The sequence below is a fragment of the Thalassospira sp. SN3W genome (genome assembly GCF_038070535.1).
Lineage (GTDB): Bacteria > Pseudomonadota > Alphaproteobacteria > Rhodospirillales > Thalassospiraceae > Thalassospira > Thalassospira xiamenensis.
Window position 1 is genome coordinate 1,809,498 of the sequence record NZ_CP121124.1, and the last position, 26,721, is coordinate 1,836,218.

26 protein-coding genes are annotated in these 26,721 nt (G+C 55.2%); 15 read left to right on the forward strand and 11 right to left on the reverse strand.

Annotated elements, in window-relative coordinates; all coding sequences use genetic code 11:
- Nucleotides 1-27: 27 nt before the first annotated feature.
- Nucleotides 28-288 carry a succinate dehydrogenase assembly factor 4 gene (locus tag P8T57_RS07985; RefSeq protein WP_007088679.1) on the reverse strand — a complete coding sequence of 87 codons (261 nt, stop codon included), beginning with the start codon at nt 286-288 and terminating at the stop codon, nt 28-30.
- A gap of 76 nt (nt 289-364) precedes the next feature.
- A complete protein-coding gene (locus P8T57_RS07990) occupies nt 365-538 on the reverse strand; it encodes a hypothetical protein (protein WP_341365108.1) in 174 nt (57 codons plus the stop codon).
- Here P8T57_RS07990 and P8T57_RS07995 point away from each other — a divergent pair.
- Complete coding sequence (locus P8T57_RS07995; RefSeq protein ID WP_341365109.1) at nt 537-2,915, forward strand: Tex family protein; 2,379 nt, start codon at nt 537-539, stop codon at nt 2,913-2,915. The two genes, P8T57_RS07990 and P8T57_RS07995, sit on opposite strands and share 2 nt — an antisense overlap.
- A gap of 187 nt (nt 2,916-3,102) precedes the next feature.
- Complete coding sequence (locus tag P8T57_RS08000; protein WP_051682147.1) at nt 3,103-3,408, forward strand: hypothetical protein; 306 nt, start codon at nt 3,103-3,105, stop codon at nt 3,406-3,408.
- On the opposite strand, the gene P8T57_RS08005 is transcribed toward P8T57_RS08000, so the two are convergent.
- A complete protein-coding gene (locus P8T57_RS08005; RefSeq protein ID WP_341365110.1) occupies nt 3,396-3,695 on the reverse strand; it encodes a hypothetical protein in 300 nt (99 codons plus the stop codon). The genes P8T57_RS08000 and P8T57_RS08005 overlap by 13 nt on opposite strands.
- Nucleotides 3,696-3,788: 93 nt before the next feature.
- Between P8T57_RS08005 and P8T57_RS08010 the strand changes: the two genes are divergently transcribed.
- Nucleotides 3,789-4,397, forward strand: a complete 609-nt coding sequence (locus P8T57_RS08010; RefSeq protein ID WP_331710470.1) for a superoxide dismutase — start codon at nt 3,789-3,791, stop codon at nt 4,395-4,397.
- Between the two features lie 59 nt (nt 4,398-4,456).
- Here P8T57_RS08010 and P8T57_RS08015 read toward each other — a convergent pair whose 3' ends face one another.
- The 6 genes from P8T57_RS08015 to P8T57_RS08040 all read right to left on the reverse strand — a co-directional run bounded on the left by P8T57_RS08015 (nt 4,457) and on the right by P8T57_RS08040 (nt 10,376).
- Nucleotides 4,457-4,741, reverse strand: coding sequence for a type II toxin-antitoxin system RelE/ParE family toxin (locus P8T57_RS08015; RefSeq protein WP_007088673.1), 285 nt, complete (start codon nt 4,739-4,741; stop codon nt 4,457-4,459).
- Nucleotides 4,738-4,995, reverse strand: coding sequence for a ribbon-helix-helix protein, CopG family (locus tag P8T57_RS08020; RefSeq protein WP_156962644.1), 258 nt, complete (start codon nt 4,993-4,995; stop codon nt 4,738-4,740). The genes P8T57_RS08015 and P8T57_RS08020 overlap by 4 nt, the downstream gene beginning before the upstream one ends.
- Nucleotides 4,996-5,109: 114 nt before the next feature.
- Complete coding sequence (locus P8T57_RS08025; protein ID WP_341365111.1) at nt 5,110-6,609, reverse strand: aldehyde dehydrogenase family protein; 1,500 nt, start codon at nt 6,607-6,609, stop codon at nt 5,110-5,112.
- Between the two features lie 34 nt (nt 6,610-6,643).
- On the reverse strand, nt 6,644-7,987 hold the full coding sequence (locus tag P8T57_RS08030) for an aspartate aminotransferase family protein (protein WP_341365112.1): 1,344 nt from the start codon (nt 7,985-7,987) through the stop codon (nt 6,644-6,646).
- A 62-nt stretch (nt 7,988-8,049) separates the two neighbouring features.
- Complete coding sequence (locus tag P8T57_RS08035) at nt 8,050-9,237, reverse strand: FAD-binding oxidoreductase (protein WP_341365113.1); 1,188 nt, start codon at nt 9,235-9,237, stop codon at nt 8,050-8,052.
- A 77-nt stretch (nt 9,238-9,314) separates the two neighbouring features.
- The gene (locus P8T57_RS08040) at nt 9,315-10,376 is read right to left on the reverse strand and encodes a DUF1338 domain-containing protein (protein ID WP_341365114.1); all 1,062 of its coding nucleotides are present in this window, start codon (nt 10,374-10,376) and stop codon (nt 9,315-9,317) included.
- 179 nt (nt 10,377-10,555) lie between these two features.
- Here P8T57_RS08040 and gcvA point away from each other — a divergent pair, with 179 nt between their 5' ends.
- Together gcvA and P8T57_RS08050 are read left to right on the forward strand one after the other, a co-directional pair.
- Nucleotides 10,556-11,473 (forward strand): transcriptional regulator GcvA, encoded by a 918-nt coding sequence (gene gcvA / locus P8T57_RS08045; protein ID WP_114094701.1) that lies wholly within the window; start codon nt 10,556-10,558, stop codon nt 11,471-11,473.
- Nucleotides 11,474-11,646: 173 nt separating this feature from the next.
- Complete coding sequence (locus P8T57_RS08050; RefSeq protein WP_341365115.1) at nt 11,647-13,368, forward strand: methyl-accepting chemotaxis protein; 1,722 nt, start codon at nt 11,647-11,649, stop codon at nt 13,366-13,368.
- A gap of 35 nt (nt 13,369-13,403) precedes the next feature.
- Here the strand turns inward: P8T57_RS08050 and P8T57_RS08055 are convergent, their stop codons facing one another.
- Entirely contained in the window at nt 13,404-14,678 is a 1,275-nt protein-coding gene (locus P8T57_RS08055; RefSeq protein ID WP_341365116.1) for an MFS transporter, read from the reverse strand.
- A gap of 72 nt (nt 14,679-14,750) precedes the next feature.
- A complete protein-coding gene (locus tag P8T57_RS08060) occupies nt 14,751-15,383 on the reverse strand; it encodes a LysE family translocator (RefSeq protein ID WP_007088664.1) in 633 nt (210 codons plus the stop codon).
- 295 nt (nt 15,384-15,678) lie between these two features.
- On the opposite strand from P8T57_RS08060, the gene P8T57_RS08065 reads away from it, so the two are divergent.
- The 10 genes from P8T57_RS08065 (at nt 15,679) to P8T57_RS08110 (ending at nt 26,718) form a co-directional block, all read left to right on the forward strand.
- On the forward strand, nt 15,679-15,912 hold the full coding sequence (locus P8T57_RS08065; RefSeq protein ID WP_037988326.1) for a glycine zipper domain-containing protein: 234 nt from the start codon (nt 15,679-15,681) through the stop codon (nt 15,910-15,912).
- Nucleotides 15,909-16,520 carry an RT0821/Lpp0805 family surface protein gene (locus tag P8T57_RS08070; protein ID WP_341365117.1) on the forward strand — a complete coding sequence of 204 codons (612 nt, stop codon included), beginning with the start codon at nt 15,909-15,911 and terminating at the stop codon, nt 16,518-16,520. The genes P8T57_RS08065 and P8T57_RS08070 overlap by 4 nt, the downstream gene beginning before the upstream one ends.
- Nucleotides 16,521-16,752: 232 nt before the next feature.
- Entirely contained in the window at nt 16,753-17,049 is a 297-nt protein-coding gene (locus P8T57_RS08075) for an SCP2 sterol-binding domain-containing protein (RefSeq protein ID WP_037988323.1), read from the forward strand.
- Nucleotides 17,050-17,072: 23 nt separating this feature from the next.
- Nucleotides 17,073-17,744, forward strand: a complete 672-nt coding sequence (locus P8T57_RS08080; RefSeq protein ID WP_341365118.1) for a DUF6134 family protein — start codon at nt 17,073-17,075, stop codon at nt 17,742-17,744.
- A 54-nt stretch (nt 17,745-17,798) separates the two neighbouring features.
- The gene (locus P8T57_RS08085) at nt 17,799-19,106 is read left to right on the forward strand and encodes an OmpP1/FadL family transporter (protein ID WP_037988320.1); all 1,308 of its coding nucleotides are present in this window, start codon (nt 17,799-17,801) and stop codon (nt 19,104-19,106) included.
- Between the two features lie 97 nt (nt 19,107-19,203).
- Nucleotides 19,204-20,895, forward strand: coding sequence for a long-chain fatty acid--CoA ligase (locus P8T57_RS08090; RefSeq protein WP_341365119.1), 1,692 nt, complete (start codon nt 19,204-19,206; stop codon nt 20,893-20,895).
- 104 nt (nt 20,896-20,999) lie between these two features.
- A complete protein-coding gene (locus tag P8T57_RS08095; RefSeq protein WP_341365120.1) occupies nt 21,000-21,404 on the forward strand; it encodes a MerR family DNA-binding transcriptional regulator in 405 nt (134 codons plus the stop codon).
- 47 nt (nt 21,405-21,451) lie between these two features.
- A complete protein-coding gene (locus tag P8T57_RS08100; protein ID WP_341365121.1) occupies nt 21,452-22,588 on the forward strand; it encodes a thiolase family protein in 1,137 nt (378 codons plus the stop codon).
- Nucleotides 22,588-24,915 carry a 3-hydroxyacyl-CoA dehydrogenase NAD-binding domain-containing protein gene (locus tag P8T57_RS08105; protein ID WP_341365122.1) on the forward strand — a complete coding sequence of 776 codons (2,328 nt, stop codon included), beginning with the start codon at nt 22,588-22,590 and terminating at the stop codon, nt 24,913-24,915. The genes P8T57_RS08100 and P8T57_RS08105 overlap by 1 nt, the downstream gene beginning before the upstream one ends.
- Before the next feature lie 18 nt (nt 24,916-24,933).
- Entirely contained in the window at nt 24,934-26,718 is a 1,785-nt protein-coding gene (locus P8T57_RS08110; protein WP_062950359.1) for an acyl-CoA dehydrogenase C-terminal domain-containing protein, read from the forward strand.
- Nucleotides 26,719-26,721: the final 3 nt, after the last annotated feature.

Here is a 26,721-nt window from a genome sequence, read left to right on the forward strand (position 1 = left end):
AAGTCACTTCCGGGAATGGCTGCAACATCAAAAATCGATGCAGCGACCCTTGTTTTCCCAATCGCCAAAACGGGTCGGCTCGGGGCCTTTGGGCCCGCCGATTTCGCGCTGTTTTGCAGCAGCTTCCTTGGCGGCCTTGGCTTCGGCCAGCGCATTGATTGCATCCTGTGACAGAACAGGTGCCATGTCTGCACCGGCAATGGCTTCATTCTTTTCTTCCGAGGTTTTCGGTTCGGCCTTTTCTTTTGGCACCTCGTGAATGACGGTTTCGCGGAACTTTCCGGCCATCCTTATTCTCCGGTTGTCGGGACTGCCCGATGGAACTGTTATCCCAGAAATAGCCCGCCTGCACCGTCGGGGCAAGTTATAGGGCAGCAATATCTGGCAGGATTTCCAAAATCCGTTCGATTTCAGCAGCTTGTGATTTCAACGACAAAATCCACCAAATATGCAGACAGCCATTTATCCGAAACTGGCTCTTTCCCCCCTGCACGAAAGCCGTTATTTCAGGCAGACGAGCAAACCAAGGAGAAACCATGCGTCCAATTCCCCAGCGTATCGCCGAAGAACTTTCATGCCGGCCGGAACAGGTCATTGCCACCATCGAGATGCTCAATGAGGGCTCCACCGTTCCATTCATCGCACGCTACCGCAAAGAAAAAACCGGCGGCCTTGATGATACCCAACTTCGTACGCTGGAAGAACGCCTGCGCTATCTGACCGAACTGGAAGAACGCCGTTCAAGCGTGCTTGAAAGCATCCGCGAACAGGAAAAGCTGACGCCGGAACTTGAAAAGGCGATCAACGAGGCAGACACCAAAACCCGCCTTGAAGATTTGTACCTGCCCTATAAGAAAAAGCGCCGCACCAAGGCCCAGATCGCTCGCGAAGCCGGGCTGGAGCCGCTGGCGGATGATCTGTACGGCAATCCGAACCTTGATCCGGAAACCGAAGCCGCCAAATATGTCGATGCCGAAAAAGGCGTCGAAGATACCAAGGCCGCCCTTGATGGTGCCCGTCAAATCCTGATGGAACGCTTTGCCGAGGACGCCGATCTGGTCGCCAAGCTGCGCGATCTTTTGTGGAATGACGGTGAAATCAGCGCAAGCGTGATCGATGGCAAACAGACCGAAGGCGCCAAGTTTTCCGACTATTTCGAACATTCCGAAAAAATCAAAACCTGCCCGTCACATCGCGCTCTGGCCCTGTTCAGGGGGCGCAACGAAAACATCCTGCAACTTAAACTGACCCTGGGTGCCGCCGACGAAGACCGCCCCCGCACCGAGCAGGGCCGGGCCGAGATCATGATTTCCGCCCATGTCGGGATTGCCGACCGTGGCCGTGCCGCAGACAAATGGCTGGTGGATACGGTTCGCTGGACCTGGCGGGTCAAACTGTCGCTATCCATCGAACTTGATTTGTTCGGCACCCTTCGTGACAGCGCCGAAGAAGACGCGATCAAGGTGTTTGCCGATAACCTCAAGGACCTGCTGCTGGCCGCACCGGCCGGGCAGAAGGCCACCATGGGTCTTGATCCGGGGGTGCGTACCGGTGTCAAGGTTGCCGTGATCGATGCCACCGGCAAGATGGTTGATACCGCAACCGTTTACCCGTTCCAGCCACGCAATGACGTCGAAGGCGCGCTGAATACACTGGCCGCCCTTGCCGCCCGCCACAAGATCGAACTGATCGCGATTGGCAATGGCACCTATTCGCGTGAAACCGATGAGCTTGCCGGTCAGTTACTCAAACGCTTCCCGGCCCTTAAGGCGACCAAGGTCATCGTCAACGAATCCGGTGCATCGATCTATTCCGCCTCGCAATTTGCCGCCGAAGAATTCCCCGATCTGGATGTGTCGCTGCGTGGCGCGGTATCCATCGCGCGCCGCCTGCAGGACCCGTTGGCGGAACTGGTGAAGATCGAACCAAAATCCATCGGTGTCGGGCAGTATCAGCACGACGTATCGGAAACCAAACTGGCCAAATCGCTCGATGCCGTGGTCGAGGATTGCGTGAACGGCGTGGGTGTTGACCTCAATACCGCGTCTATTCCGCTTCTGACCCGTGTTGCCGGACTTTCGGAAACACTGGCGCGCAACATTGTCGGCTATCGCGATATCAATGGTGCGTTCCGGTCGCGTGCGGACTTGCGCAAGGTAGAACGCCTCGGCCCCAAAGCGTTCGAACAATGCGCCGGTTTCCTGCGCATTCGTGGCGGAGAAAACCCGCTTGATGCATCGGCGGTGCATCCGGAAGCCTATAAACTGGTGGAACGTATCAGCACGCGTTCCAACAAACCGCTGGCAGAGCTGATTGGCGACTCGCCCTTCATCAAAACCCTGCGCCCGGATGACTATGCCGATGATGTGTTCGGCGTTCCGACCATCCGCGACATTCTGGCCGAGCTTGATAAACCCGGCCGCGATCCGCGCCCCGAATTCAAAACCGCGAAATTTACCGATGGCGTGAACGAGATCAAGGACCTCAAGACCGGTATGAAGCTTGAAGGTACCGTCACCAACGTCACCAATTTCGGGGCGTTCGTGGATATCGGTGTCCATCAGGACGGGTTGGTGCATATTTCACAACTAGCCGACAAATTCGTTTCCGACCCGCGTGAAGTCGTCAAGGCAGGCCAGATCGTGTCGGTTACCGTCATGGAAGTGGACGCCCCGCGCAAACGTATCGGTCTGTCGATGAAATCAGCACCAGACTATGAAGGCACCCGTGAAAAGCGTACCGAGTCCCGTGGCAATCAAAGCAATACCGGCCATCAGGCCCGCGGCAACACCGGGCGAAACAACCAGCACGGCGGAAATTATCAAAGCAGTCCGCGTAACAATCAAGGCAATACCGGAAATGACGGTGGTGCGATGGCCGCAGCACTCAAGGCCGCGATGGAACGCCGAAAGTAATGATTTCATAAAAATTTCGCGCACGATCTGATTGTAGAAAGCCCCCTAACCTTTTGTTCAGGGGGCTTTTTACCTGTGACCGATGGAAAATCGAAACATTCGGCACGGAAATGCCGCATTTGCGCCGCCATTTTCCCGTCTTCACCGCGCATCTTTGCTTCACCAAAAAGAAGCGCGAGGAAACAACATGTTTAGATCTTTGCGCAGCAAGCCGGTTGTAATCGCCCTCGTCGGAGTTTTGACAGTGACGACAGCCGCACTGGCTGCAATCCGCGTCGCACCGAAAGCGACCACCGACAGTGTCACCATCCATGCTGATCAGCCGAAAGGCGAAGTCATCCTGTCCTTTCAGGACGGATCGATTGCGCTGAACAAAGATTGCGGCTCTTTTCCGTGCCGTATCGATATTTCCCGCCTGCAAAAGGGGGAATATGACGTGATGATCCGCAATGGCACCGATATTCAGAACATGGTCAGCCTTTATAAGGAATAGCGGGCTGACCGGTTATCCGGCTCGGGGTACATGACGCCCGATAACAGAAGCCTGTCGGGCAGACATTCGCAGAATTCAAAATATTTTCGCATCCATGGAACGATGCGCGCCTCAGCTTGTTTAAAGGGTATGGAATATCGCAAAGCCGCCCAAGGCATTGCGCGCTGCTTCCTTTGTCCTAGATAAAGGCCGAGGATTAAGACCACGAGGTTTTCCATCATGCCCGTTTCCGAACCCGCCAAAAGGCAATGATCATCCATAGCAACAAGTTTTCCAACAGGTTGCATGGGATTTTCACTTTTACGGCAGGTGGTAATGGGGATATGTTGCGGAAGCCCTGTGCTGACCGCACAAACCAATAACGAAAGTCGAGGATCTGTATCATGGCTCTTGAACTCCCTGCACTCCCCTATGCCTATGACGCGCTTGCACCGGTCATGTCGGCTGAAACCCTTGAGTTTCACCATGACAAACACCACAACGCCTATGTTGTGAACGGCAACAAGCTGCTCGAAGGTTCCGGCCTTGAAGGCAAGTCGCTCGAAGAAATCGTTGTTGCATCCTATGGCGATGCATCCAAAGCCGGCCTGTTCAACAACGCTGCCCAGCACTGGAACCATATCGAGTTCTGGCAGATGATGAAGAAAAATGGCGGCGGCAACATTCCGGGCGAACTGGAAAAGAAAATCGTTGAAGATTTCGGCTCTGTCGATGCCTTCAAGGAAGCTTTCATTCAGGCTGGCGTGACCCAGTTCGGTTCGGGCTGGTGCTGGCTGGCCCTCGACAAATCCGGCAAGCTGGTCGTGACCAAAACCCCGAACGCGGAAAACCCGCTGGTTCACGGTCAGACCCCGCTGCTCGGTTGCGATGTCTGGGAACACTCCTACTACATCGATTACCGCAACGCGCGCCCGGACTATGTCAAAGCGTTCATCAACGACCTGGTGAACTGGGAATATGTTGCAGAACGTTTCTCCAAAGCTGGCTGATCAGCTCAAGCTCAGAGACAGAATCAAAGAAAACGGCTCCCTCGGGGGCCGTTTTTTATTCAGAATTCATCCGGCCAGCGGCGTGCAGCATGCAAGACGGCAATGACTGTGACCGTGTTGTCGCCAAGGCAATAGGCCACAAGATACGGTGTACCGTTCACAATCATCTCGCGGGTTCGCGCCACGCGGCCAACCCGTCCGATAAACGGGTGAGTCGCAAGCTGGGAAACCGACCCGGCAATCAATTGGTATGTCTTTAGTGCTGCGACTGGATTGCGTTCATCAATATAGTCAACAATATCGCGTAAATCCTCGACCGCCCGGCTGTCCCATTCGATCTTCATCCAGCTTCTTTATCGGCAAAGCGTTGATCAAACGTGGCAAGCACATCCTCATGCGATATCAGGACGGCTTTGTCTGCTTCGAGACTTTCGGCACGCTCGGCAATCAGGTTCACCTGCCATTCCTGATGATCGGCATATTGCCGAAGGGCATCGTTGATGATGCTTGAACGCGTCTGACCAAAGGCATCTGCAAGCTTGTCCAACCGTTGGCGCAAATCGGAATCGACACGAATGGCCACTGTATCCTTGCTCATAACCGGTTTCCTGTTTGCATTGTCATACAACGTATTCTATCGCATTTTCACGCAAACAAAAACACCGCCGGTTTCCCGACGGTGCTTCATGATCAAAACCGATCAAACGCGTGATCAGATATCGAATTTAATCCCCTGTGCGAGGGGCAGTTCGCGGGAATAGTTGATCGTGTTGGTCGCACGACGCATGTAACCTTTCCATGCGTCCGAACCGGACTCGCGTCCGCCACCGGTTTCTTTTTCGCCGCCAAACGCACCACCGATTTCCGCACCCGACGGGCCGATATTGACGTTGGCGATACCGCAATCCGAACCAACAGCAGACAGGAACAGTTCGGTTTCACGCAGATCGGTCGAGAAGATGCAGGATGACAGCCCCTGTGGCACACCGTTCTGAAGCGCAATGGCTTCTTCAAGCGTTTCATAGGTCATGACATAGAGGATCGGCGCAAAGGTCTCGTTGCGCACGGTTTCGGTCTGGGACGGCATTTCAACAACCGCCGGGGTGACGTAATAGGCATTCGGATACTGATCGGCCAGTGTCCGTTCACCACCATGAACCGTACCGCCGTCCTTTTTGGCATTGGAAAGCGCGGCTTGCATGTTGTTGAAGCTGTCTTCGTCAATCAGCGGACCGACAAGCGTACCATCGGCAAGCGGATCGCCAATCTTTACCGATTTATAGGCAGCAACGATTTTCGGCAGCAATTCGTCTTTGACGTCCTTATGGACAATCACGCGACGCAGGGATGTGCAACGCTGGCCACAGGTCCCAACCGCCGAGAAGACCACCGCACGCACGGTCATATCAAGGTCGGCGGACGGGGTCACGATCATGGCGTTGTTGCCACCCAGTTCCAGGATGGTCCGGCCAAAACGTTCCGCCACACGCGGGGCAACTTCGCGGCCCATGCGGGTCGAACCGGTTGCCGAAACAAGTGCCACATCATGGCTGTCGGTAAGGGCCTCGCCAATGCGGCGATCACCGATCACGACATGATGCAGGCCTTCCGGGGCATCACCAAATTTCGCCAATGCCTTTTCAAAGATTTTCTGGCAGGCAAGGGCGGTAAGCGGGGTTTTTTCCGACGGTTTCCAGATCACCGCGTTGCCGCAAACCAGTGCAAGCGCAGTGTTCCATGACCAGACGGCAACCGGGAAGTTGAACGCGGAAATGACGCCAACAACGCCCAGCGGATGCCAGTTTTCCATCATTTTATGGCCCGGGCGTTCGGACGCGATGGTCAGACCGTAAAGCTGGCGCGACAGGCCGACGGCGAAATCGCAGATATCGATCATTTCCTGAACTTCACCAAGACCTTCCTGATAGATCTTGCCGCATTCAAGCGACACCAGACGCCCCAGCGGTTCCTTGGCCGCGCGCAGTTCCTCGCCCAGAAGACGGGCCAGTTCACCACGGCGCGGGCCGGGCACCTGACGCCACTGGGCAAATGCCTTTTTCGAACGCGCAATGATGTCGTTCATTTCCGACGGGTCGGTCTCGGCAACAGCCGCAATTTCAGAACCGTCAACCGGGGTCTGAACCTTAAGCGTACCATTGGAAATCTCGACCTCGGACAGGCCCAGTTCGGTCAGAATGTTTTTGAAACTCACGGTTAAGCTCCCTTCTTTTTGAGTTTTACGGCAATCACGACCGGTCATCCGCATCCGATACCGCCGCCAGCTTTGGCAGCAACCTGCCGATGATGGCAAAGGCTTCATCGACCTGTTCGAACGGAATGGTCAGCGGGGCCAGAAGGCGCACCACATTGGCGTGTTCACCACTTGGCATCAACAATAGCCCGCTTGCACGAGCCAGTTGCAATAATGTTTGCAGACGTTTCGGCGACGGTGCCCCGTCATCTGCAACCAGTTCGAAGGCGCGCATCGCGCCAATACCCCGCATCGCGCCAATCACATTCCCACCGGGCAAATCACGTAACCACGCAATATGGGTGGCATATTTTTCGCCAAGCTGCTTGGCACGGTTCAAAATGCCGTCTGTTTCCAGCACCTCGAACACGCCGGTTGCCGCCGCACACGCCACCGGATTACCGGAATAGGTCCCGCCCAGACCACCGGGCAGCAGGGCATTCATCACATCCTCCGCCCCCGTGATCGCCGCCAGCGGGAAACCACCGCCAATACCCTTGCCCATCACGATAATATCGGGGCAGACATTGGCATGTTCGATGGCGAACATCTTACCCGTCCGGCCAAAGCCTGACTGGATTTCATCGGCAATCAGAACCATGCCATTGGCATCGCAAAGACGGCGCAGTTCGACAAGAAAGGCCGCGTCACAGGCCCTGAAACCACCTTCGCCCTGCACGGGTTCGATCACCACGGCACCGATACTGCCCGGATCGACCGATACGGCAAATAATCTGGCAATTGCATCCATTGCATCGGCCACGGATACACCGGTTTCACGGCAGGGATATGGCAAATGGTAAACCGGCCCCGGAAGCGGCCCAAGCCCGGTCTTGTAGGGTTTGGTTTTACCCGTCAGCGCAAGGGTCGCAAGGGTTCGGCCATGAAACGCCCCTTCAAAGGCCAGAACACCCGTCCGGCCGGTAAAGGCGCGGGCGAGTTTGAGGGCATTTTCCATCGCCTCGGCACCGGAATTGGTCAGCATCGATTTCGCCGGACCTTCAATCGGGCAATTTTCCGCAAGCCAATCCGTCACCGCGACATAAGGTTCATGGGGCAACGCGTTAAAGCAGGAATGGGTAAAGCGCTCGCACTGCGCCGCCACACGCGACATCACGACCGGATTGCGGTGCCCGGTATTCAGCACCCCGATCCCACCGATGAAATCGATATAACGATTGCCATCGATATCCCAGGCTTCGGCATTAAGCGCCCGATCCAGATAAATCGGGTGCAGAGTGCGAATACCATTTGAAACGCTGTGTTTCTGGCGTGCCGTGACAGTGGTGGCGTCCATCGCGGCATCTTGTGTCTGGTTGGTCATATCGTCACGGGGCATGTGGGGTTGCTCCGGCTTTCATCGTTAAGTTATTGATTTCGAATATTCGTTACGAAATCGATTTAAATCACGTTCAGTTCCAGAACCGGGGCATTGTCGCGGATGCGCTCATACCCGAACACGGACATATCAAGGGTCTGGTAATGGCCTGCGACGATCAGTTCCGAAAGACCACGGCCAACTGCCGGGCTTTGCTGCAATCCATGGCCCGAAAATCCATTGGCAAAGAAGAAGTTCTTTACCTCTGGATGCGGACCGATGATCGCGTTCTGATCAAGCAGGTTATAGGAATAATGCCCGGCCCAGGCATTGACCATCTTGATCGCCTCGAACCGTTCGCACCGCTCGTAAAGCCCCGGCCAGATGATATCGTCAAACAGGCTGTAATCGACTTCGAAGTCCCAGCATTCCGGATCACGATCCGCAGGCGGCGCAATGCCGGTGATGAAAAGATCGCCTTCAGGACGAACATAAAGGCCACTTGGATCAATCAGCATCGGACAGGCCGCGTTAATGTCGGCCGCATCCCGGCAATCAAACACGAAAATGCAGCGTTTGCGCGGCTCCACCGGGATTTCAAGCCCCGCCATGCGGGCAACTTTTGATCCACCGGTTCCCGCTGCATTAATCAGCGCCCCGCAGCCAAACCGCCGCCCGTCTTTCAGAACCACACCTGTGACCTGATCGCCATCGCGCAGGACTTCGACAACTTCGCCGTCGATATAATCAGCCCCCTGACGGCGGGCCTGTTTGCGGAAGGATTGCATCAGGGAATAGGCATCAAACCAGCCTTCCCCGGTGCGGCCCCAGCAGGCCGCCGCCAGATCGGATGTGTTCATCCACGGATATTTGGCGGCCAGTTGATCGGGCTCCATCCAGACGATATCAGCCCCCAGCTTGGTCTGGGTTGCGTGATTCTGTCGCAGGATATCGCGGCCGGACTCGGTCGCCAGAACCAGATAGCCCTTTTCATGGAAGGAAATATCGACGTCGGGATCAAGATCACGTTTCAGGTTGCGCAGGAATTCAATGCCAAAACCCGACATTTCAATATTGATCGGGGTCGAAAACTGCTGACGGATCGATGCCGCCGACAGGGTTGTCGAACAGAATTCGTAATTCGGGTCTTTTTCAATGACCAGAACCCGGCCCTTGAAATCATCCCGGCCGGTCAAAAACCACGCGGCGGAGCTTCCGATAACCGCCCCGCCAACAATGATGACATCATAATTTTCGTCCATTGAACCCATGATCGCCTGCCACCCGATAGAATGTTTTGAAACCGGAACGGTATAACCCGTTCCGGCATTCCGGTCTTTTTGCTTCCTTATGCCGCCTTGCTTCCGGCGGTCATTTTAAAGATGCCCTGTGCATTGCTGCTGTCAAATCGAAGATCCAGTTTTTGTTCCCCGGTCGTCTCGTCACGCACGTGATCACGGCTGATGAATTCATAGAAGGAACCGGGCACATCGCGGCTCACCAGATCGCCATTGGCATCGCGCATCTGACGCAGGACACGGGTTGCCTTGAATGCGGTCTGACGCACCGATCCGGTGCTGGAAATCTCGACCTTTTCCTTCATCGGGCGGCCTTTGGCGCGCTGTTCGACGGCGACCGCCTCGATATCGTCAACCCGGTCCGTTGCATGGTTGAACGCATTGCCTTCGGTTGAAATCCACGCCATTTCGGCGGATTCGGCCAACAGGACCTCATAATCGGCCTCGGCTACCGGGCCGTGCTGCGCGCCAAAGCATTTGACCAGAACCGGCAGAAGCTTGGTCGCATCGGCAAAGCCGATATTGCCGTTAGCAGCCAGTTGATCCAGCAGGACCTTGGCACCGGGCGACAGCGGATCAACCGATTTGCCAACCGTATTGGCAACCGCCTGCTGAAAGGCCGGGCTGAATTCTTCAACATGAAGTTCGGACACAAAGAACTGCGCAATCAGTTCCGGTTCATCTGCATGGCAAAATGCCCGGCCCGTCATTTTCAAACGCGACAACGGGTAAACACCGGCAATATCGAACCCAAGCGGGGCCAGGATGCGCGCCATGGCAACATGACCGCGCGGCAATGCGCCGGTTGCGGGGCCATCGACGGTACGAATGGCACCATGATCGAAAATGATCGGCTCGCCCGCCGCCAGCTTATCCTCGGAATAGGCTTTGCCTTCGGGAACGGCTTCCAGCAGACCATCAAACAGGATCATGTTAAGCGCCTGCGCCATCGTCAGGCGGCTGACTTTTCCGGCATCATTCGCAGGATCGGCCAAAAGCCGGTCATTCACATCAATCATCCGAAACAGATAATCGGCCTTTGTCTCGCCAATAACGGCCTTAAGCACCGCGCCAAGCTGGCTGTTCAAGGGGGATTTAACTGGCTGGGGCATTTCTGCCTCTCCTTCCGTAATATTATCAATTACCCGATCAATTTTACTGTCCGGAAGGATCATGTGGTGGCACGAGGGGTTCCGAACCATTGAAATGCTAAGACTTGGCAGGAAATCTAACAAACGATATATTCGCACCATATCATTCCATTTGGTAATGAACTTTGGGATCAAAACATATGCGTCGCGTCCTGCCGTCCCTCACTGCCCTGCAATTTTTCGAAAGCTCCGCCCGGCATCTGAGTTTTACCCGTGCGGCAGAGGAACTGAATGTGACGCAAAGTGCTATCAGCCGCCAGATCCGCGCACTCGAGGAATATCTGGGCCGGGATCTTTTTCGTCGGGTAAAAAAACGCCTGAAACTGACGGCGGCGGGCGAAGCCTATGCCGCACAGGTGCGCGATCTTCTGGATCGGGCAGAAGCCGCAACCCTGCAGGTCATGGCTTATTCCGATGCGGGCGGGATGCTGAATGTCGGGACATTGCCGACCTTTGGCGCGCGCTGGCTGGTGCCGCGACTGGGTGATTTCAAAACCACATGGCCCGATATCCAGCTTAACCTGATCACCCAGACCCGCGAATTCAATTTCACCCGCGAAGGCATCGATATCGCCATCCATTTTGGCGAAGACAACATGCCCGGCTGCGTGTTTCACCGCCTGATGGGCGAAACCCTGATTGCGGTTTGCGCGCCCAAAATCCTTAAGGAAAATGACGATCTGCCGATTGCGCGTGAACGGGTGCGCAATTGCACCCTGTTGCAACATTCCACCCGTCCCCGCGCCTGGCAGGACTGGCTGGCGGCAACCGGCGTTGCGGTTGTGGATGAACTTGCCGGTCCCAGGTTTGAACATTTCCATATGGTCATCCAGGCCGCTGTTGCAGGGTTGGGATTGGCCCTTCTGCCGGAATTTCTGGTGCGCGAAGAACTTGATAACGGGCGGCTTGTCGCCCCGTTTGACGTATCGATCCCCAACCGGCACGCCTATTACGTTGTTTATCCCGAAGAAAAGGAAAACAACTTTGCGGTTCGCGCCTTCCGCGACTGGATCATCGCGACATGCAGGGCGGAATCAGCACAATCAAACGCCGCATGACATTCTTCAACGGATATATCCCGACAACGAATTTTATTGCCGATTGAATTCACGCCCCCTAAAGTTCCCATCCATATGTATAAGAGCCGCCATTCAGGCGGTCAGGCCGGGGCATCCGTTGCAGGATGTTCAGACAGGGGTGGCCCTTCGGGGAATGACTGGGGTATAGGGAAATGGTTGTGTCACAACTGGAAAACCGTCTGGCGATTTACAACATCCTGCCGGAAACATTTGGTGCCCTTCGCAAGGCATCAGGACTGATCCACGATAAATCGGCCCAACGCGCCGAGACATTTTACCGGACCATCAGCCAAAGCGAAGATCTGAAATCTGATCCCCTTTCAGACGCCACCATCGCATCCCTGACGAAATCATTGCAAAATCACTGGAAAAACCTGTTTGACGGCAAGATCGACGAGGATTTCGTCCTTGAATCCAACCGGATCGGCCAGACCCACGAAACCCACGGCATTACCCCAAAACTTTACATCGCGACCTACAATGCGATCACCGATGCCCTGATCGAGGCCATCATAACCCGCTTTCGATGGAACGCCGGTCAGGCGGCAAACATCGTCACCTCGCTCACCTCGGTCATGCTGCTCGATATCGAACTGACGCTGACCGCCTATTGCGATGCCAGTGCTGTCAAACGCCACAACGCATCGGAAAATGCCTTCGCCGATCAGCAGCTTGATCGCACGATGGAACTGTCGGTTGCCATCAATCAAAGTGCCGTATCCAATGCCCGCATGATGAATGTCATCGAGGATGTCGACCGCAAGGCGCAATCGATTTCGGCCGCCATCGATCAGATGGTTTCCGGCATCAGTCACATCGCCGAAAATGGCCGCGCTGCTGCCGATAACGCAACCGATGCCATCACCGCCACCCGCAACGGCCAGCAAACCGTCAAGGAAGCTGTCGGCAGCATGGATGACATCGCACATGCGGTGTCGGACGCATCTGGCCGGGTCGATGCCCTGGCCGAGGCATCGGAAAAAATCGGCGAGATCGTCGCCTCCATCGAAGCAATTGCCGCCGAAACCAACCTTCTGGCGCTCAACGCTACAATCGAGGCCGCCCGCGCGGGCGAAGCGGGCAAGGGTTTTGCCGTCGTCGCGGGCGAGGTCAAGGCCCTTAGCCAGCAGACTGCACGCGCGACCGAGGAAATCCGCAGCCGCATCGTCAATCTGCAAGGCGAGACACAGGGCATCGTCGATGCCATGGCACGCGGCAATGATGCCGTATCACGCGGCCAGAATGTGATGAATGATGTTGCCCGCGAAATGGGGGATATCGGCAGCAAGATGGAAGACACCACACGCCGCATTGCCGATATCTCAACCATCCTTGATGAACAGAACAAGGCAACCGATGCCGTCCGCGATGGCATTACCGGTATCGCCGGGCAAACCGGCGGGCAGGTTGCGGCCATCCGCTCGGCCATTGGTGTCATTGGTCAGGTCGAAGGCCTGATCGAAACACAGGTTTCCGAACTGGTTCAGTATGAAATTCCGAACCGCACCATACGAAGTGCCCGCGCCGAACATGCCGTGTTCTTCAAATCCGTTGCCGAATTGCTCGCCGGACTGGGCAGCAGTGCCGATATCCAGATGGGCGATGCCAAAACCTGCCGGTTTGGCAAATGGTATGACAGCCCGGCATCAAAACCGTTCCGCCATCTGCCGTCTTTCGACGCGATCCGGGCACCGCATCTGGCACAACACGAAGCCGGTCATGCGGCAATCACGGCCTTCAGGAACCGCGATATTGCGGCTGCAGAAACAGCCTTCGCCCGTATGGAAACCGCGACCCGTGAAGTCCTGCAGAAACTCGATCAACTGGCAAACGAAGCGCGCAATATCACCCCACTCGCCGAAGCCGCCGAATAGCCGGCCATGTAAAAAGACCCGAACAGCTTGAAACCTTATCCACCGATCTTTGCCGCCGATCCCGCACGAAGGGCTGCAATCATCTGAATGCACACAATCACGAACAGGAAGGACAAGGCCGCCTCCCAATTGCCAAGCAGGTCATGCAGGGCCCCGAACAAAACCGGGCCGACCGCGGCCAGCAAATAGCCAACCGACTGACACATCCCCGACAATCGCGCCGAAGTTTGCGGGTCCGCCCCGCGGATACCCACCAGCGTCAATGCGATGCTGATCATCGCCCCCTGCCCAAGCCCCATGCAGAACGCCCAAAGATAGGGAAGCTCGGTCGTGGCAAAAACAAACCCCGGAATGCCGATCATCAACGGAACATGCAAAATGACCATCGCCAGTTTCTTGTTGGCGATTTTCGAATAGATCAGCGGTGCGGCAAACGCCGCCGGAATGCCAAACACGTTAAAGATCGTCAGAAGGGTTGCGGCCTCCCCCTCGGAAATGCCGCTATCGATGAAGACCTTCGCGACCCAGGCCGTGCCGGTATAAAACATCAGGGACTGGCACCCGAAAAACAGCGCAAGCCACCATGCCTCGGCGTTTTTCCACAGTGAAACCTGTGTGACAGAAACGGGTGCCGGGCCCTTATGTCGATAACGCAACATTGGCAACCACAACAGGAAGGCAAGGGCGGCGAATACCGCCCAGATCCCCAATGAATAGCGCCAATCACCATCCGCCGCATTTCGTATCGGAATTGCAACGAATGCCGCAACAGTCGCACCCGTTGACATCGTAAAGGTGTAAAGCGCTGTAATCAAAGCAACACGGGTCGGGAAACTGCGCCGCACCAGCGACGGGGTCAGCACGTTTAAAACGGCAATCGCCGACCCCAGAATGATCGTGCCAACAATCATGATGCCATAACTGCCGGTCGCGCGAAGTCCCTGCCCCACCGCAATAAACAGCAACATGGTCAGAAGGGTTGCCTCCAACCCGAACCGCTGGCCAAGGCGCGGCGCAAAGATCGATAACACACCGAAACTAAGAACCGGGATGGTCGTCAACAGCCCAAGCTGCACGCCCGAAAGCTGCAGATCAATACCGACAATCTCGGCAAGCGGCCCCATGGCAACGATACTGCCGCGCATGTTCGCTGCCAAAAGCAAAAGCGCCAGCAGAAAGCCGATATGCGGACCAAGGTGATGAAATCCGCGTGCCGCAGGATCGGCTGATCGCGTGTTTCCATCCTGCTGCGTTGGGGACACAGCGGGCGAAGCTTCAGACGGTGCAACACCGCCCTGATTTTGGATCATCGGAATACTCCGGCGAGTGTGGTGGCGGCGAAAGCCTGAGTAACTTTGTTATTCATGCATAAGAAAGATCGATCAAACCGGCAGAATGCCAATCAGAACACGCATCGCAATCACGACAAACAATATCGCGATGATGCGTTCGATCCACATTGAATGTGCGCGCAGCCATGGCAAAACCGCACCATGCGACAAGCCGACAGCAACAAGGCAGTACCAGGCGGCATCAATCCCCGCCGCGGTGAAAGCCAGCAGGAATTTACCGCCCCATTCAAATTCCGGGGACACGAACTGACTGAACAGGGCAAGGAAAAACAGCGCAATCTTCGGGTTCAGAAACGCGATCATGAAACCATCGCGTGCCGCCTGCGTCATTGTATCTGCAACCTGCCCACTCTGATCAGATTCGAACCGTGCGCCTGACCCTGCCGCACGCCAGGCCTTGATCGCCAGATAGATCAGATAAAGTGCGCCAAGGACGCTAACAATATTGCGAAATGCCGGAACCGTCTGGAAAAGTATGCCAAGGCCGGTCATGGTGATGACGGCATAAAAACCGACGCCCAATCCATGGGCCACCGCACAGGCAAACCCCGCCTGACGTGATTGCCCGACGGAATATCGTAAAACAACGGCCAGACTGGGGCCGGGCGTCATCGCGCCAAGGATGCAGATTGTCGCAACGGACAACCAGGCCGCAAATGTCATGACGTTTCCCTTGGTCTTTCTGAGTTTTTTTATCGCGCCTAATGCCGCGCCATCAAGCTAGCGGGATGTCTGAACCGTTTCAACGCAAATGATGTTTCAAAATCGCATCAATCACAGGCGAAAACGCGTTCTGAATCAAGGCATTCCCCGATGCCTTTTTCTTACCTTATCTGCCGCACTCTCTCCTTAAAGCCGCCCGATGCCTTCCTTATTGCCCGATCAGACTGTCTGATCGGCGGCGTATCCATTTCCCGGAATGCCACCACGATAAAACAAAATGGGAAGGACACGAGAGATGCGAAACGTAGCTATTACATTGGCCGTTGCCAGCACACTGGGATTATCGGCCTGTAGCGGTTTGGGTGACAGGGATCAGAAAATGCTGAGCGGTGCCGCCATTGGTGCCGGTGTTGGCGTTGTGGGCACTGCCGTCACGGGCGGATGTATTTCCTGCGGGGCTGTCATTGGCGGGGTCGTGGGCACCGGTGCCGGTTATATCCTTCATGAAAATGAGGAACGCCGGAAGTGACAGGCTTGAAATGGTCCCGACGCATTATGGCCGCTGCGGTCTCTGTTGGCATCGTCACACCGGTTGCCATTCCGGCGACGGCCTTTGCCGACCCGCCACCCTGGGCACCGGCGCACGGTCATCGTGCGAAGCATAAGGATAAACAACACCATCACAGGGATTATGACCGCGGATATCGACCCGATATGTTCGTATCAGACGGGAATTTCCTGCGATGCAACCGCGATGTGATTGGCGCATTGATTGGTGGCGGTGCGGGAACGGCAATCGGATCGACAATCGGCAAAGGCAGCGGTCGTGACGTTGCCATGATTGGCGGTGCGATCCTTGGCCTGCTGGGTGGGTACTCTGTCGGGCAAAGCCTGGATCAGGCCGATGTCGCCTGCACGGGATATGCCCTTCAACAAATACCGGACGGACAGACCGCCCGATGGATCAACCCGGAGTCGCAACGCCAGTTTGACATGACACCAACCCGGACATGGCAAAACACGGCGGGACGTTATTGCCGCGAATATACGGCAACAACCGTCATCGGCGGAAATCAGCAGCAAAGCTATGGCACAGCCTGCATGCAACCCGATGGAAGCTGGCAGATCGTATCCTGATATCGCCTGCCGGAAATACGACCTATACGCGTAGTTGTATATTGAAGGACCCGGAATTTCCGGGTCCTTTCTGCTGTCTGGAACCGCAATTTTGCGGTCGATTATTTATCCAGATCAGTGACTTAATAGGAGCCCAACTATCCATATCGTAATTTGTTTTACGTTAACGTCACTTTACGTTACAGTGCTGACATAAACAGAAAAACAACATCAGCTTCACAGGGAGGCGTTCGTGGAGGATATCCTCGAATCCGTAAGACAGAAACTTCCGCAATTGCGCGGTCTCAATGCCGTGGTTGCCTTTGATTGCGGCGATGACGGGCATATTGTCATTGATGCGACCGGGCCCGAGCCGGAAATCAGCGATGACGATATGAGTGACGCGGACTGCATCCTGAAAATCAAGAAAGCCAATCTGGAAAAGATGATTGCCGGCAAACTTGATCCCATGCTCGCCTTTACAATGGGCAAGCTCAAGATCAAGGGCTCCATGGGAGTCGCGGCAAAACTTTCATCCATGCTGGATTGATTTCTATCGTCAGGGGAACAGGGATGCGGCACAGCTTTATCAAAAGCACCGTTCTTTGCACTTTGGCCGCCGGACTGATCGGAAGCCTTGGTGCAACTTCATCGGCGCATGCCGACGAAACACTGAATTATCAGGTCTTGAAGGATGGTGAACCCATCGGCTTTGAAACGGTCGAAATCACCGATACGCCAGATGGTTATACTGCCACCATCACCACGCGTACGGATGTAAAGGTCCTTTTCCTTCAATTCCAGTATGGCCATTCACGCCTTGAAAAATGGCGGAACGATCAGCTTGTGTCCGTTGATACCGACACAAATGATGACGGCACCCCCTATGTCTACAAGGCTGAATATGACGGCGACTGCTATGAAGTCGCTGGCAAGCGGATCGCGAAACGTGATGCCTGCGACGGTGCATGGCCCCTCACGCTTTGGCGCGAGGATATCACTGCGAAAACAAGTCTTTACAGCGTCATCAATGCCGAACCTTACGCTGTGACAACCCGGAAAACCGGGACAGAAACACTTGCCATCAAGAACCGGGAAATACCGGCCACACACTATGCCATGACCGGGGATGTTCAACGCGACCTTTGGTATGGCTCCGACGGCAGGCTTCTGAAAACAAGCTTCAAAAGAAAGGGTTACGACATCGACTTTATCCGGGTCGATGCCAAAGACCTTCAAAAATAAAAGCGGGCGCAAAAAGCGCATTCTTCAAAACCGTTATGATTCAGGGAGATACCCATGACGTCCAAATTCAAGAAAAGCTGCCTGTGGGGGGCAGCTTCCGGAACGGCACTTATCTGCGCACTTGCGGCAAGCGGCAGCGCCCATGCATCAGGCTTTCAGGTCCGTGAGACCAGCGGCACATTACAGGGTTCCAGCTTTGCAGGCATGTCGACGCTCTCAACTGATGCATCAACCATGTTCTACAATCCCGGAACCGTCGGACAATATAAGGAAACGAGCTACAGTGTTGGTGGCTCACTGATCATGCCCGTCGCGAAAGCAAAGAACATTGTGGCCTCTGGCGGAGCTGTAACGAATACTCAAACCTTCAATAACGGCAGCTATAAAGATATGGCACAGGACGCGTTTGTGCCTAACGCCCATGCCGTCTGGAAACTAAATGACCAGTTAAATATGGGTATTTCAATTACATCCCCTTGGGGACTGGTAACTGACTATGAACCTGATTTTGCGGGGCGCTTCTATGGTACAACCTCCAAAATCAAGACCATCAATATCAAGCCTGTTCTTGCCTACAGATTTGATAACGGGTTGTCGGTCGGTGCTGGACCTCAAATTCAGCAGATGGATGCGTCGCTCGCTAGGTCAGTTCCAAACCTTGCTGGTGCTGGCGAAGGAAACAGTGAAGTAAGTGGTGATTCAGTAGACGCTGGTTGGGCCGCAGGCATCAACTGGGAAGTGATTGATGGTACGAAAATCGGTCTTTCCTACAACTCTGAAATCAAGCACGAACTTGACGGTAAAATTGACTTTGATACGGCCGCCAACGCACTTGGTTATACCGACCGGAATGCGACGGCAAAGGTTGCCACGCCAGAATCAATCACCTTTGGCGTCTCCCAGGAACTGAACAGTCAGTGGACCGTTATGGCGGACGCACAGTGGACCAACTGGAACTCCATCGACACGCTCACCTTCAATTATGATGGTGACATCAGCCCGCAAGCCGGAACGCAGAGCTCAACCTCGGACGAATACAAGTGGGGCAGCGCCTGGTTTGCATCACTTGGCGCAAGGTACCAGTATGACGATAACTGGTCCTTTACGGGTGGCGTCGCCTTTGATGAATCGCCAATAAAAACCAAATATCGCAACGTTCGGCTGCCTGACTCCGACCGGTATTGGGTCTCTCTTGGTGCGGCATACAAGGTTGCAGACTGGGCGGCCGTAAGCCTTGGATATACGCATGTTTTCGCAAACTCGGCACGCGTTGACGAGACGGATACCTTCCTTGGCAGCTACGCAGCGGATTACGACGCACAGGTAGACATCATCGCTCTACAGGCGAATTTCAAGTTCTGATCGGTTATACTGTTCGATGCGGGATGGTGGTGGCCATTCCGCGTCGGGCGGTTTTTTTTGCCCGCAAAGTGACGTTAACGTAATGGAGTTAACGCGTATGAACCAAATAAACGTCCAAGACGCGCCTGTCCTGCAAAACGGTGTCGATGTCAGCTCGCCGGTGCGCATGCGCCCGGTTCACGAGATTTTTGATGATGCCGCAAAACGTTTTGCCAAGCGCCCCTGTCTTGATTTTCTTGGTCGTATTTACGACTACGAAGACATTTCCAGACAAATTGATCGCGTCGCCGAAGGCTTTCATCAGCTTGGCGTGCGTAAGGGGGACAAGGTCGGGCTTTGCCTGCCCAACACGCCTTATTACGTGATCTGCTACTATGCCGTGCTGAAATGCGGCGGTGTTGTTGTCAATTTCAACCCGCTTTATGCCAAGCGCGAGATCGCTTACCAGATCGAGGATTCCGGTTGCCGCCTGATGGTAACGCTTAATCTGAAACAGATTTATTCCAAGGTGGCAGATTGCCTTGATGTAACCTGCCTGAAGCGGATCGTCATCTGCGAGATGAGCGATATCCTGCCCCCGGTCAAAAGCGTCCTTTTCAGCCTGTTCAAGCGCAGCGAACTTGCCGAAATCCCCAAAGATCTGCGTCATATCCCTTTCTCCCGGCTGATCGACTGCAAACCCATAAATTTCGTCGCAGACGTAACAAACGACGATTTGGCCGTACTGCAATATACCGGTGGCACCACCGGTCGCCCGAAAGGCGCGATGCTGACGCATGGCAATCTCAGCGCCAATGTCGATCAATTGACCCGCTGGATGCCCGATGCAAATCCGGGGCACGAAGTTACGCTTTGCGTTCTGCCGTTTTTCCACGTCTTTGCCATGACGGTGGCGCTTAACACGTCGATCAATCTCGGGGCGGAACTTGTCCTGCAGCCGCGCTTCGAACTTGATGCCTTGCTAAAGGCACTGGATAAAAAGAACGTTACGATCTTCCCGGGCGTGCCCACGATCTATACCGCGATCAACAACTCGCCCGAGACATTGAAGCATGACCTGTCAACGATTCGATGCTGCATTTCCGGCGGCGCGCCCCTGCCGGTCGAAGTCAAACACCGGTTCGAGGAAATTACGGGCGCAAAATTGGTCGAGGGATACGGCCTGACAGAGGCAAGCCCCGTCTGCACATGCAATCCGGTAAAAGGTGTCAACAAGGAAGGATCAATCGGTATCCCGATGCCCGGTACCGAAATCCAGATCAGGTCGCTTGACCGACCGGATCAGATCATGCCGACCGGCGAGAAAGGCGAGGTTTGCGTCCGCGGCCCGCAGGTAATGCCCGGCTACTGGCAAAACGACGCCGCAACCAAAGAAACCTTTGTCGATGGCTGGCTGAAAACCGGCGATGTCGGTTATGCCGATCAGGACGGATATATCTTTCTGGTTGATCGGCTGAAAGACGTTATTTTATGCAGCGGTTACAATGTCTATCCGCGCGCCATTGAAGAAGCGCTTTATCTGCATGAACAGATCGCCGAGGTCACGGTTATCGGCGTTCCCGATCAGTATCGCGGTCAGGCACCAAAGGCCTTTGTCCGGCTGAAGGACAATGTCACGGACGTAACCGCCGAAGATTTACGGGCGTTCCTTGATGACAAGGTTTCGAGAATCGAAATGCCACGCGAAATCGAGATCAGGGAAGAACTTCCAAAAACCATGGTCGGCAAATTGTCGAAGAAGGAACTGGTCGAGGAAGAGCGTCTGAAAAGCGAGGGAAAAGCACAATAATTCAATACGTTAACGTCACGTCACACAGAATGGAAAAAATCCAAGTGACGTTAACGTAAACTAATTGACGTAAAGATAAAAATATATACCATAAGGGCGATCAAATGACGAAAATTGACGACCGGTTTTATACCGTTCCCGAACTGGCTGAAAATCTGGGGGTCACACCACGCACCATCCGGTTTTACGAACAAAAAGGTCTCGTAGCACCACAGCGCGCTGGCACCACCCGGATTTATACCCGTCAGGACAGAGCCAGAATGCTGATCATCCTGCGGGGCAAAAGGCTGGGTTTCACGCTGAAAGAGATTGCAGATTATCTGGATCTTTATGGCGCAGACCCCACCCAGGCCGAGCAGATCAAGATGCTGCTGACCCGGGTTCGGGACCGAATAGAAGCCCTGGAGGATCAACGCCAGGCACTGGACGTCACTTTGGACGAATTGCGCGAAATCGAACAACAATCGATTGATGCGCTGAAAGAAAAAGGACTCGATCCGGTAGCGTAACAATTGCTTTCCGGAATCGCTGACAGCTCAGGAAGGAATACTTCGCCATGACCAATGCCGTTATTGCCGGATATGTCCGGTCGCCTTTCACCCCGGCACGCAAAGGTGCCCTTGCCAAGGTCCGTCCTGACGATCTTGCTGCACAGGTCGTCAAAGGTCTGGTGGATAAAACCGGTATCGATCCCAACACGATAGAGGATCTGGTTCTGGGTTGTGCCTTCCCGGAAGGCGAACAGGGGCTTAACGTTGCCCGACTGGTTACTTTTCTTGCCGGTCTGCCGCGTTCGGTCGGCGGTGTTACGGTCAACCGTTTCTGCGGATCGTCCATGCAATCGATCCATCAGGCAGCCGGTGCCATCGCGATTGGTGCCGGTGACGCCTTCATCTGTGCTGGCATCGAAAGCATGTCACGCGTGCCGATGATGGGCTTCAACCCGATGCCAAACCCGGCCCTGTATAAGGAAATGCCCGAGGCATATATGGGCATGGGTGACACGGCAGAAAACGTCGCAACCAAATACAGCCTTTCGCGCGCCGATCAGGAAGCCTTTGCCGTTGAAAGCCACAAAAAGGCCGCCGCAGCACAGGCAGCAGGAAAATTTGTCGATGAAATCATCCCGATTGAAGGCCCGGACGGCACAATCGCCGAAGACGGCTGCATTCGCGGCGACACCACAGCCGAAGGTCTGGCCGATCTGAAACCGGCTTTCAAGGCGGATGGTGTTGTCACTGCGGGCACATCCTCGCCGCTGACCGATGGCGCATCGGCCGTTCTGGTTTGCTCCGAAGAATATGCAAAAAAACACGGCCTCACACCACTCGCACGGATCAAGTCCGTTGCGGTGGATGGTTGCCTGCCCGAAATCATGGGGATCGGCCCCGTTGGTGCCTCGAAAAAGGCACTGGCCCGTGCCGGCGTCAAGGCATCCGACCTTAATGTGGTGGAACTGAACGAAGCTTTCTCGTCGCAGGCAATGGCCAGCATTTCCGACCTTGGTCTGGATATCAAAACCGTCAATATCGATGGCGGCGCACTGGCCATCGGGCATCCCCTGGGTGCAACGGGTGCGCGTATTGTCGGCAAGGCCGCCTCCCTTCTGAAACGTGAAGGCGGCAAATACGCACTTGCCTCGCAATGTATTGGCGGGGGTCAGGGGATCGCGACCATTCTGGAGGCGATGTAATGGCCCAGGAAATCAAACAGGTCGCCGTTATCGGCGCCGGTGTTATGGGGGCCGGGATTGCCGCCCATATCGCCAACTCGGGCACGCCCGTTCTGTTGCTTGATATCGTTCCCGAAGGATCAAAAAACCGCAACGCGGTGGCCGAGGGTGCGGTTGCCAAAATGCTGAAAACCGATCCGGCCCCGTTCATGTCCAAACGGGTGGCAAAGCTGATCACGTGTGGCAATATCGAGGACGACCTTGATAAACTCGCCAAATGTGACTGGATCGTCGAGGCCGTCATCGAACGCCTTGATATCAAGCAGGATCTGTATCGCAAGATTGACGCGGTTCGCGCCAAGGGATCGGTTGTCTCGTCAAACACCTCGACCATTCCACTTGTCACACTGATCGATGGCATGGGCGACGGGTTTGCGCAGGATTTCATCATCACGCATTTCTTCAACCCACCGCGCTATATGCGTCTGCTGGAACTGGTCGGATCAGAGGTCACCCGAAGCGGCGTCATCGACATGGTCGAGCAATTTGCCGATCATAAACTGGGCAAAACCTGTGTCATCTGCCATGACAAACCGGGCTTTATCGCCAACCGCCTTGGTGTCTACTGGATTCAGGCCGCCATGGTCGAAGCCATGGACCGGGGATTGACTGTCGAAGAAGCCGACAGCGTCATTGGTCGCCCGTTCGGTATTCCCAAAACCGGTGTCTTTGGCCTGATGGATCTGGTGGGTCTGGATCTGATGCCGCATGTGCAATCCAGCATGGCAGGTAGCCTTGATAAATCCGATCCGTTCCACGCCATTTACCGCGAAAGCGATCTGGTCGGAAAACTGATCGCGGATGGCTATACCGGTCGCAAGGGCAAAGGCGGGTTTTACCGTCTGAACCGCGAAGGGGGCGAAAAGGTCAAGGAATCCGTCAATCTTCAGACCGGCAAATTCGCCAGATCGGAAAAAGCCCGCCTTGAAAGCGTCCGTTCTGCCGGTAAAGACCCGCGCAAAATGATGGAAGCAAAGGACAAGGGGGGCCTTTATGGCCGTGCCGTAATGGCCAAAACCCTTGCCTATGCCGCCTTCATCGCCGAAGAAGCCGCCAATTCGATTGTCGATGTCGATGACGCGATGAAACTTGGCTATGCGTGGAAAACCGGCCCGTTCGAACTAATTGATGCCATCGGGGTTGATACCCTGATTGCCATGCTTGAAGCAGATGGTATCGAGGTCCCGGCATTACTCAAAAAGGCCGCCGGGAAATCGTTTTACAAGGTCGAAGACGGCACGCTGTTCTTCCTTGGTTTTGATGGCAAATACGCCAAGGTCGTCCGCCCGGACGGTGTTCTTCTGCTTGAAGACATCAAACGCAAATCCGAACCGGTTGTTGGTAACCGTGCCGCATCGCTTTGGGATATCGGTGACGGCGTTGCCTGCCTTGAATTCCATACCAAAATGAATGCGCTTGATGCCGACGTTCTTGGCATGGTCAAGACATCCATCCGGACTGTCAAAAAGCAGTTCAAGGCGATGGTGATCTATAACGAAGGCAGCAATTTCTCTGCCGGGGCCAATCTTGGTCTGGCTTTGTTTGCCGCCAATATCGCCGCGTGGCCGGAAATCGAAAACCTCGTTGAAACCGGTCAGGAAACCTACAAGGCCCTGAAATATTCGCCCTTCCCGGTTGTTGGCGCACCAAGTGGCATGGCACTGGGCGGTGGCTGCGAGGTCCTTTTGCATTGTGATGCGGTGCAGGCCCATGGGGAAACCTATATAGGTCTGGTCGAACCCGGTGTTGGCCTGATCCCGGCCTGGGGCGGGTGCAAGGAAATGATCCGTCGCTGGTCCGAAAACCCGAAATTCCCCAAGGGCCCGATGGCGCCAAGTGCCAAGGCGTTTGAAATCATTTCGGTGGCAACCGTTGCCAAATCCGCAATGGAAGCCAAGGAAAACCTGTTCTTCCGCGAGGGTGACGGCATCACCATGAACCGCAACCGTCTGCTGGCCGATGCCAAGGCGCGCGCGCTTTCCATGGTCGATGGCTACGAAGCCCCCGAAGAATTCACCTATCGCCTGCCCGGCGAAAGTGCGCGGGTTGCCTTCGAGATGGCGGTTGATGGTTTCTATCGTCTGGGCAAGGCCACCGATTACGACCGTGTCGTCGCAGGTGAACTTGCCAGGGTTCTGGCCGGTGGTGACACCGATGTGACCGAAGAACTTTCCGAAGACGACATTCTGGAACTGGAGCGCGAAGGCTTCATGCGTCTGGTCCGCAACGAAGGCACCATGGCCCGGGTCGAGCATATGCTCCTGACCGGCAAGCCGTTGCGAAACTAGGACGAGGAGGACAGAAAAATGGCCCAATACAAAGCACCGCTGCGCGACATGCGCTTCGTCCTGACCGAACTGTTTGACTATAACGACATCAACCAGATGCCCGGATGCGAGGACTTCACCCCGGATGTCGTCGATGCCGTTCTCGAAGAAGCCGCCAAGGTCTGCGAGGAACTCCTGTTCCCGATCAACCGCACCGGTGACGAGGAAGGCTGTCATTGGGATGATGGTGTCGTCACCACGCCCAAGGGCTTCAAGGAAGCCTATCAGACCTTTGCCGAAGGCGGATGGACGGGTATTGCCTGCGATCCCGTCTATGGCGGTCAGGGCGCACCGAAAACAATCAATGCCCTTGTCGAAGAAATGATCTGTTCGACCAACCTGTCATTCGGGATGTATCCGGGTCTGTCTTTTGGGGCCTATGCCGCCCTTCACAGCCACGCCTCGGACGAACTGAAGGATAAATATCTTCCGAAAATGGTCGACGGCACGTGGGCCGGTACCATGTGCCTGACCGAACCGCATTGCGGTACCGATCTTGGCATCATCAAGACCAAGGCCGAACCGCGCGAAGATGGGTCTTATGCCATTTCCGGCACCAAGATATTCATCTCGGCCGGTGAACATGATCTGACGGAAAACATCATCCATCTGGTTCTGGCCAAACTGCCCGATGCGCCCAAGGGGACCAAGGGCATTTCCCTGTTCCTTGTGCCAAAATTCATGGTTGGTGATGACGGATCGCTTGGCGATCGCAACGCGGTTAAATGCGGTTCGATCGAACACAAGATGGGGATCAAGGCATCCGCCACCTGTGTCATGAATTTTGACGGCGCAATCGGTTATCTGGTCGGTGAACCGCACCAAGGCATGCCCGCGATGTTCACCATGATGAACCAGGAACGGCTTTCGGTCGGCATTCAGGGTCTTGGCCTTGGCGAAGCCGCGTATCAGGGGGCTGCGGCCTATGCCCGTGACCGCCTGCAGGGCCGGGCATTGACCGGTCCCAAAAGCCCGGACAAACCTGCCGACTCCCTGCTGGTTCATCCCGATGTCCGCCGGATGCTTCTGACCGCACGCGCGACCAACGAAGGATGCCGGGCAATGGGCATTTGGGTTGCGCGCGCGCTTGATACCGCCAAACACCATGCCGATCCGGTCAAACGCGAAGAAGCCGACGAATTTGTCCAGCTCATGACGCCAATCGTCAAGGCCCTGTTCACCGACTGGGGGTTCGATAACACCAATCTTGGCGTTCAGGTCTTTGGCGGTCACGGTTACATCCGCGAATGGGGCATGGAACAATATGTTCGTGATGCCCGCATCGCCCAGATTTACGAAGGCACCAACGGCATTCAGGCACTTGATCTTGTCGGGCGTAAAATGCCGGCAAAGGCGGGGCGTTACCTTCGGCGCTTCTTCCACCCGGTTCAGGAATATATCGAAGCCAATGTCTCGAAGGACGGGCTTGGCGATTTCATACAGCCGCTGGCAAAGGCCTTCATGCGTTTGCAGCAGGCCACCGGTGAACTGGCCCAACGCGGCATGAAAAACCCGAACGAAGCCGGGGCCGCGGCCACCGAATTCCTGCGCCTGTTTGGTCTGGTCGCGGTTGGCTATATGTGGGCTCGCATGGCGGAAATCGCGTTGGCGAAACAGGACGACGATCCGGACGGTTTCTATAAGGCGAAACTGATCACCGCCAAATTCTATATGGAACGCATCCTGCCGCAGTCCGGCGCGCTGTTCAGCGCGATGATGGCAGGGTCTGGCACCATGATGGAACTGGACGAGGATCTGTTCTGATCA

Bases quoted from the DNA above. Each gene is read 5' to 3' on its own strand.
- P8T57_RS08020 (WP_156962644.1), bottom strand. From the start codon at position 4,995: ATGAGCAAGGATACAGTGGCCATTCGTGTCGATTCCGATTTGCGCCAA.
- P8T57_RS07985 (WP_007088679.1), bottom strand. From the start codon at position 288: ATGGCCGGAAAGTTCCGCGAAACCGTCATTCACGAGGTGCCAAAAGAA.
- P8T57_RS08055 (WP_341365116.1), bottom strand. From the start codon at position 14,678: ATGATCCAAAATCAGGGCGGTGTTGCACCGTCTGAAGCTTCGCCCGCT.
- P8T57_RS08030 (WP_341365112.1), bottom strand. From the start codon at position 7,987: ATGCCCCGTGACGATATGACCAACCAGACACAAGATGCCGCGATGGAC.
- P8T57_RS08015 (WP_007088673.1), bottom strand. From the start codon at position 4,741: ATGAAGATCGAATGGGACAGCCGGGCGGTCGAGGATTTACGCGATATT.
- P8T57_RS08080 (WP_341365118.1), top strand. From the start codon at position 17,073: ATGCGGCACAGCTTTATCAAAAGCACCGTTCTTTGCACTTTGGCCGCC.
- gcvA (WP_114094701.1), top strand. From the start codon at position 10,556: ATGCGTCGCGTCCTGCCGTCCCTCACTGCCCTGCAATTTTTCGAAAGC.
- P8T57_RS08085 (WP_037988320.1), top strand. From the start codon at position 17,799: ATGACGTCCAAATTCAAGAAAAGCTGCCTGTGGGGGGCAGCTTCCGGA.
- P8T57_RS08005 (WP_341365110.1), bottom strand. From the start codon at position 3,695: ATGCAACCTGTTGGAAAACTTGTTGCTATGGATGATCATTGCCTTTTG.
- P8T57_RS07990 (WP_341365108.1), bottom strand. From the start codon at position 538: ATGGTTTCTCCTTGGTTTGCTCGTCTGCCTGAAATAACGGCTTTCGTG.
- P8T57_RS08090 (WP_341365119.1), top strand. From the start codon at position 19,204: ATGAACCAAATAAACGTCCAAGACGCGCCTGTCCTGCAAAACGGTGTC.
- P8T57_RS07995 (WP_341365109.1), top strand. From the start codon at position 537: ATGCGTCCAATTCCCCAGCGTATCGCCGAAGAACTTTCATGCCGGCCG.
- P8T57_RS08035 (WP_341365113.1), bottom strand. From the start codon at position 9,237: ATGGGTTCAATGGACGAAAATTATGATGTCATCATTGTTGGCGGGGCG.
- P8T57_RS08050 (WP_341365115.1), top strand. From the start codon at position 11,647: ATGGTTGTGTCACAACTGGAAAACCGTCTGGCGATTTACAACATCCTG.
- P8T57_RS08000 (WP_051682147.1), top strand. From the start codon at position 3,103: ATGTTTAGATCTTTGCGCAGCAAGCCGGTTGTAATCGCCCTCGTCGGA.
- P8T57_RS08095 (WP_341365120.1), top strand. From the start codon at position 21,000: ATGACGAAAATTGACGACCGGTTTTATACCGTTCCCGAACTGGCTGAA.
- P8T57_RS08060 (WP_007088664.1), bottom strand. From the start codon at position 15,383: ATGACATTTGCGGCCTGGTTGTCCGTTGCGACAATCTGCATCCTTGGC.
- P8T57_RS08040 (WP_341365114.1), bottom strand. From the start codon at position 10,376: ATGCCCCAGCCAGTTAAATCCCCCTTGAACAGCCAGCTTGGCGCGGTG.
- P8T57_RS08105 (WP_341365122.1), top strand. From the start codon at position 22,588: ATGGCCCAGGAAATCAAACAGGTCGCCGTTATCGGCGCCGGTGTTATG.
- P8T57_RS08065 (WP_037988326.1), top strand. From the start codon at position 15,679: ATGCGAAACGTAGCTATTACATTGGCCGTTGCCAGCACACTGGGATTA.
- P8T57_RS08100 (WP_341365121.1), top strand. From the start codon at position 21,452: ATGACCAATGCCGTTATTGCCGGATATGTCCGGTCGCCTTTCACCCCG.
- P8T57_RS08110 (WP_062950359.1), top strand. From the start codon at position 24,934: ATGGCCCAATACAAAGCACCGCTGCGCGACATGCGCTTCGTCCTGACC.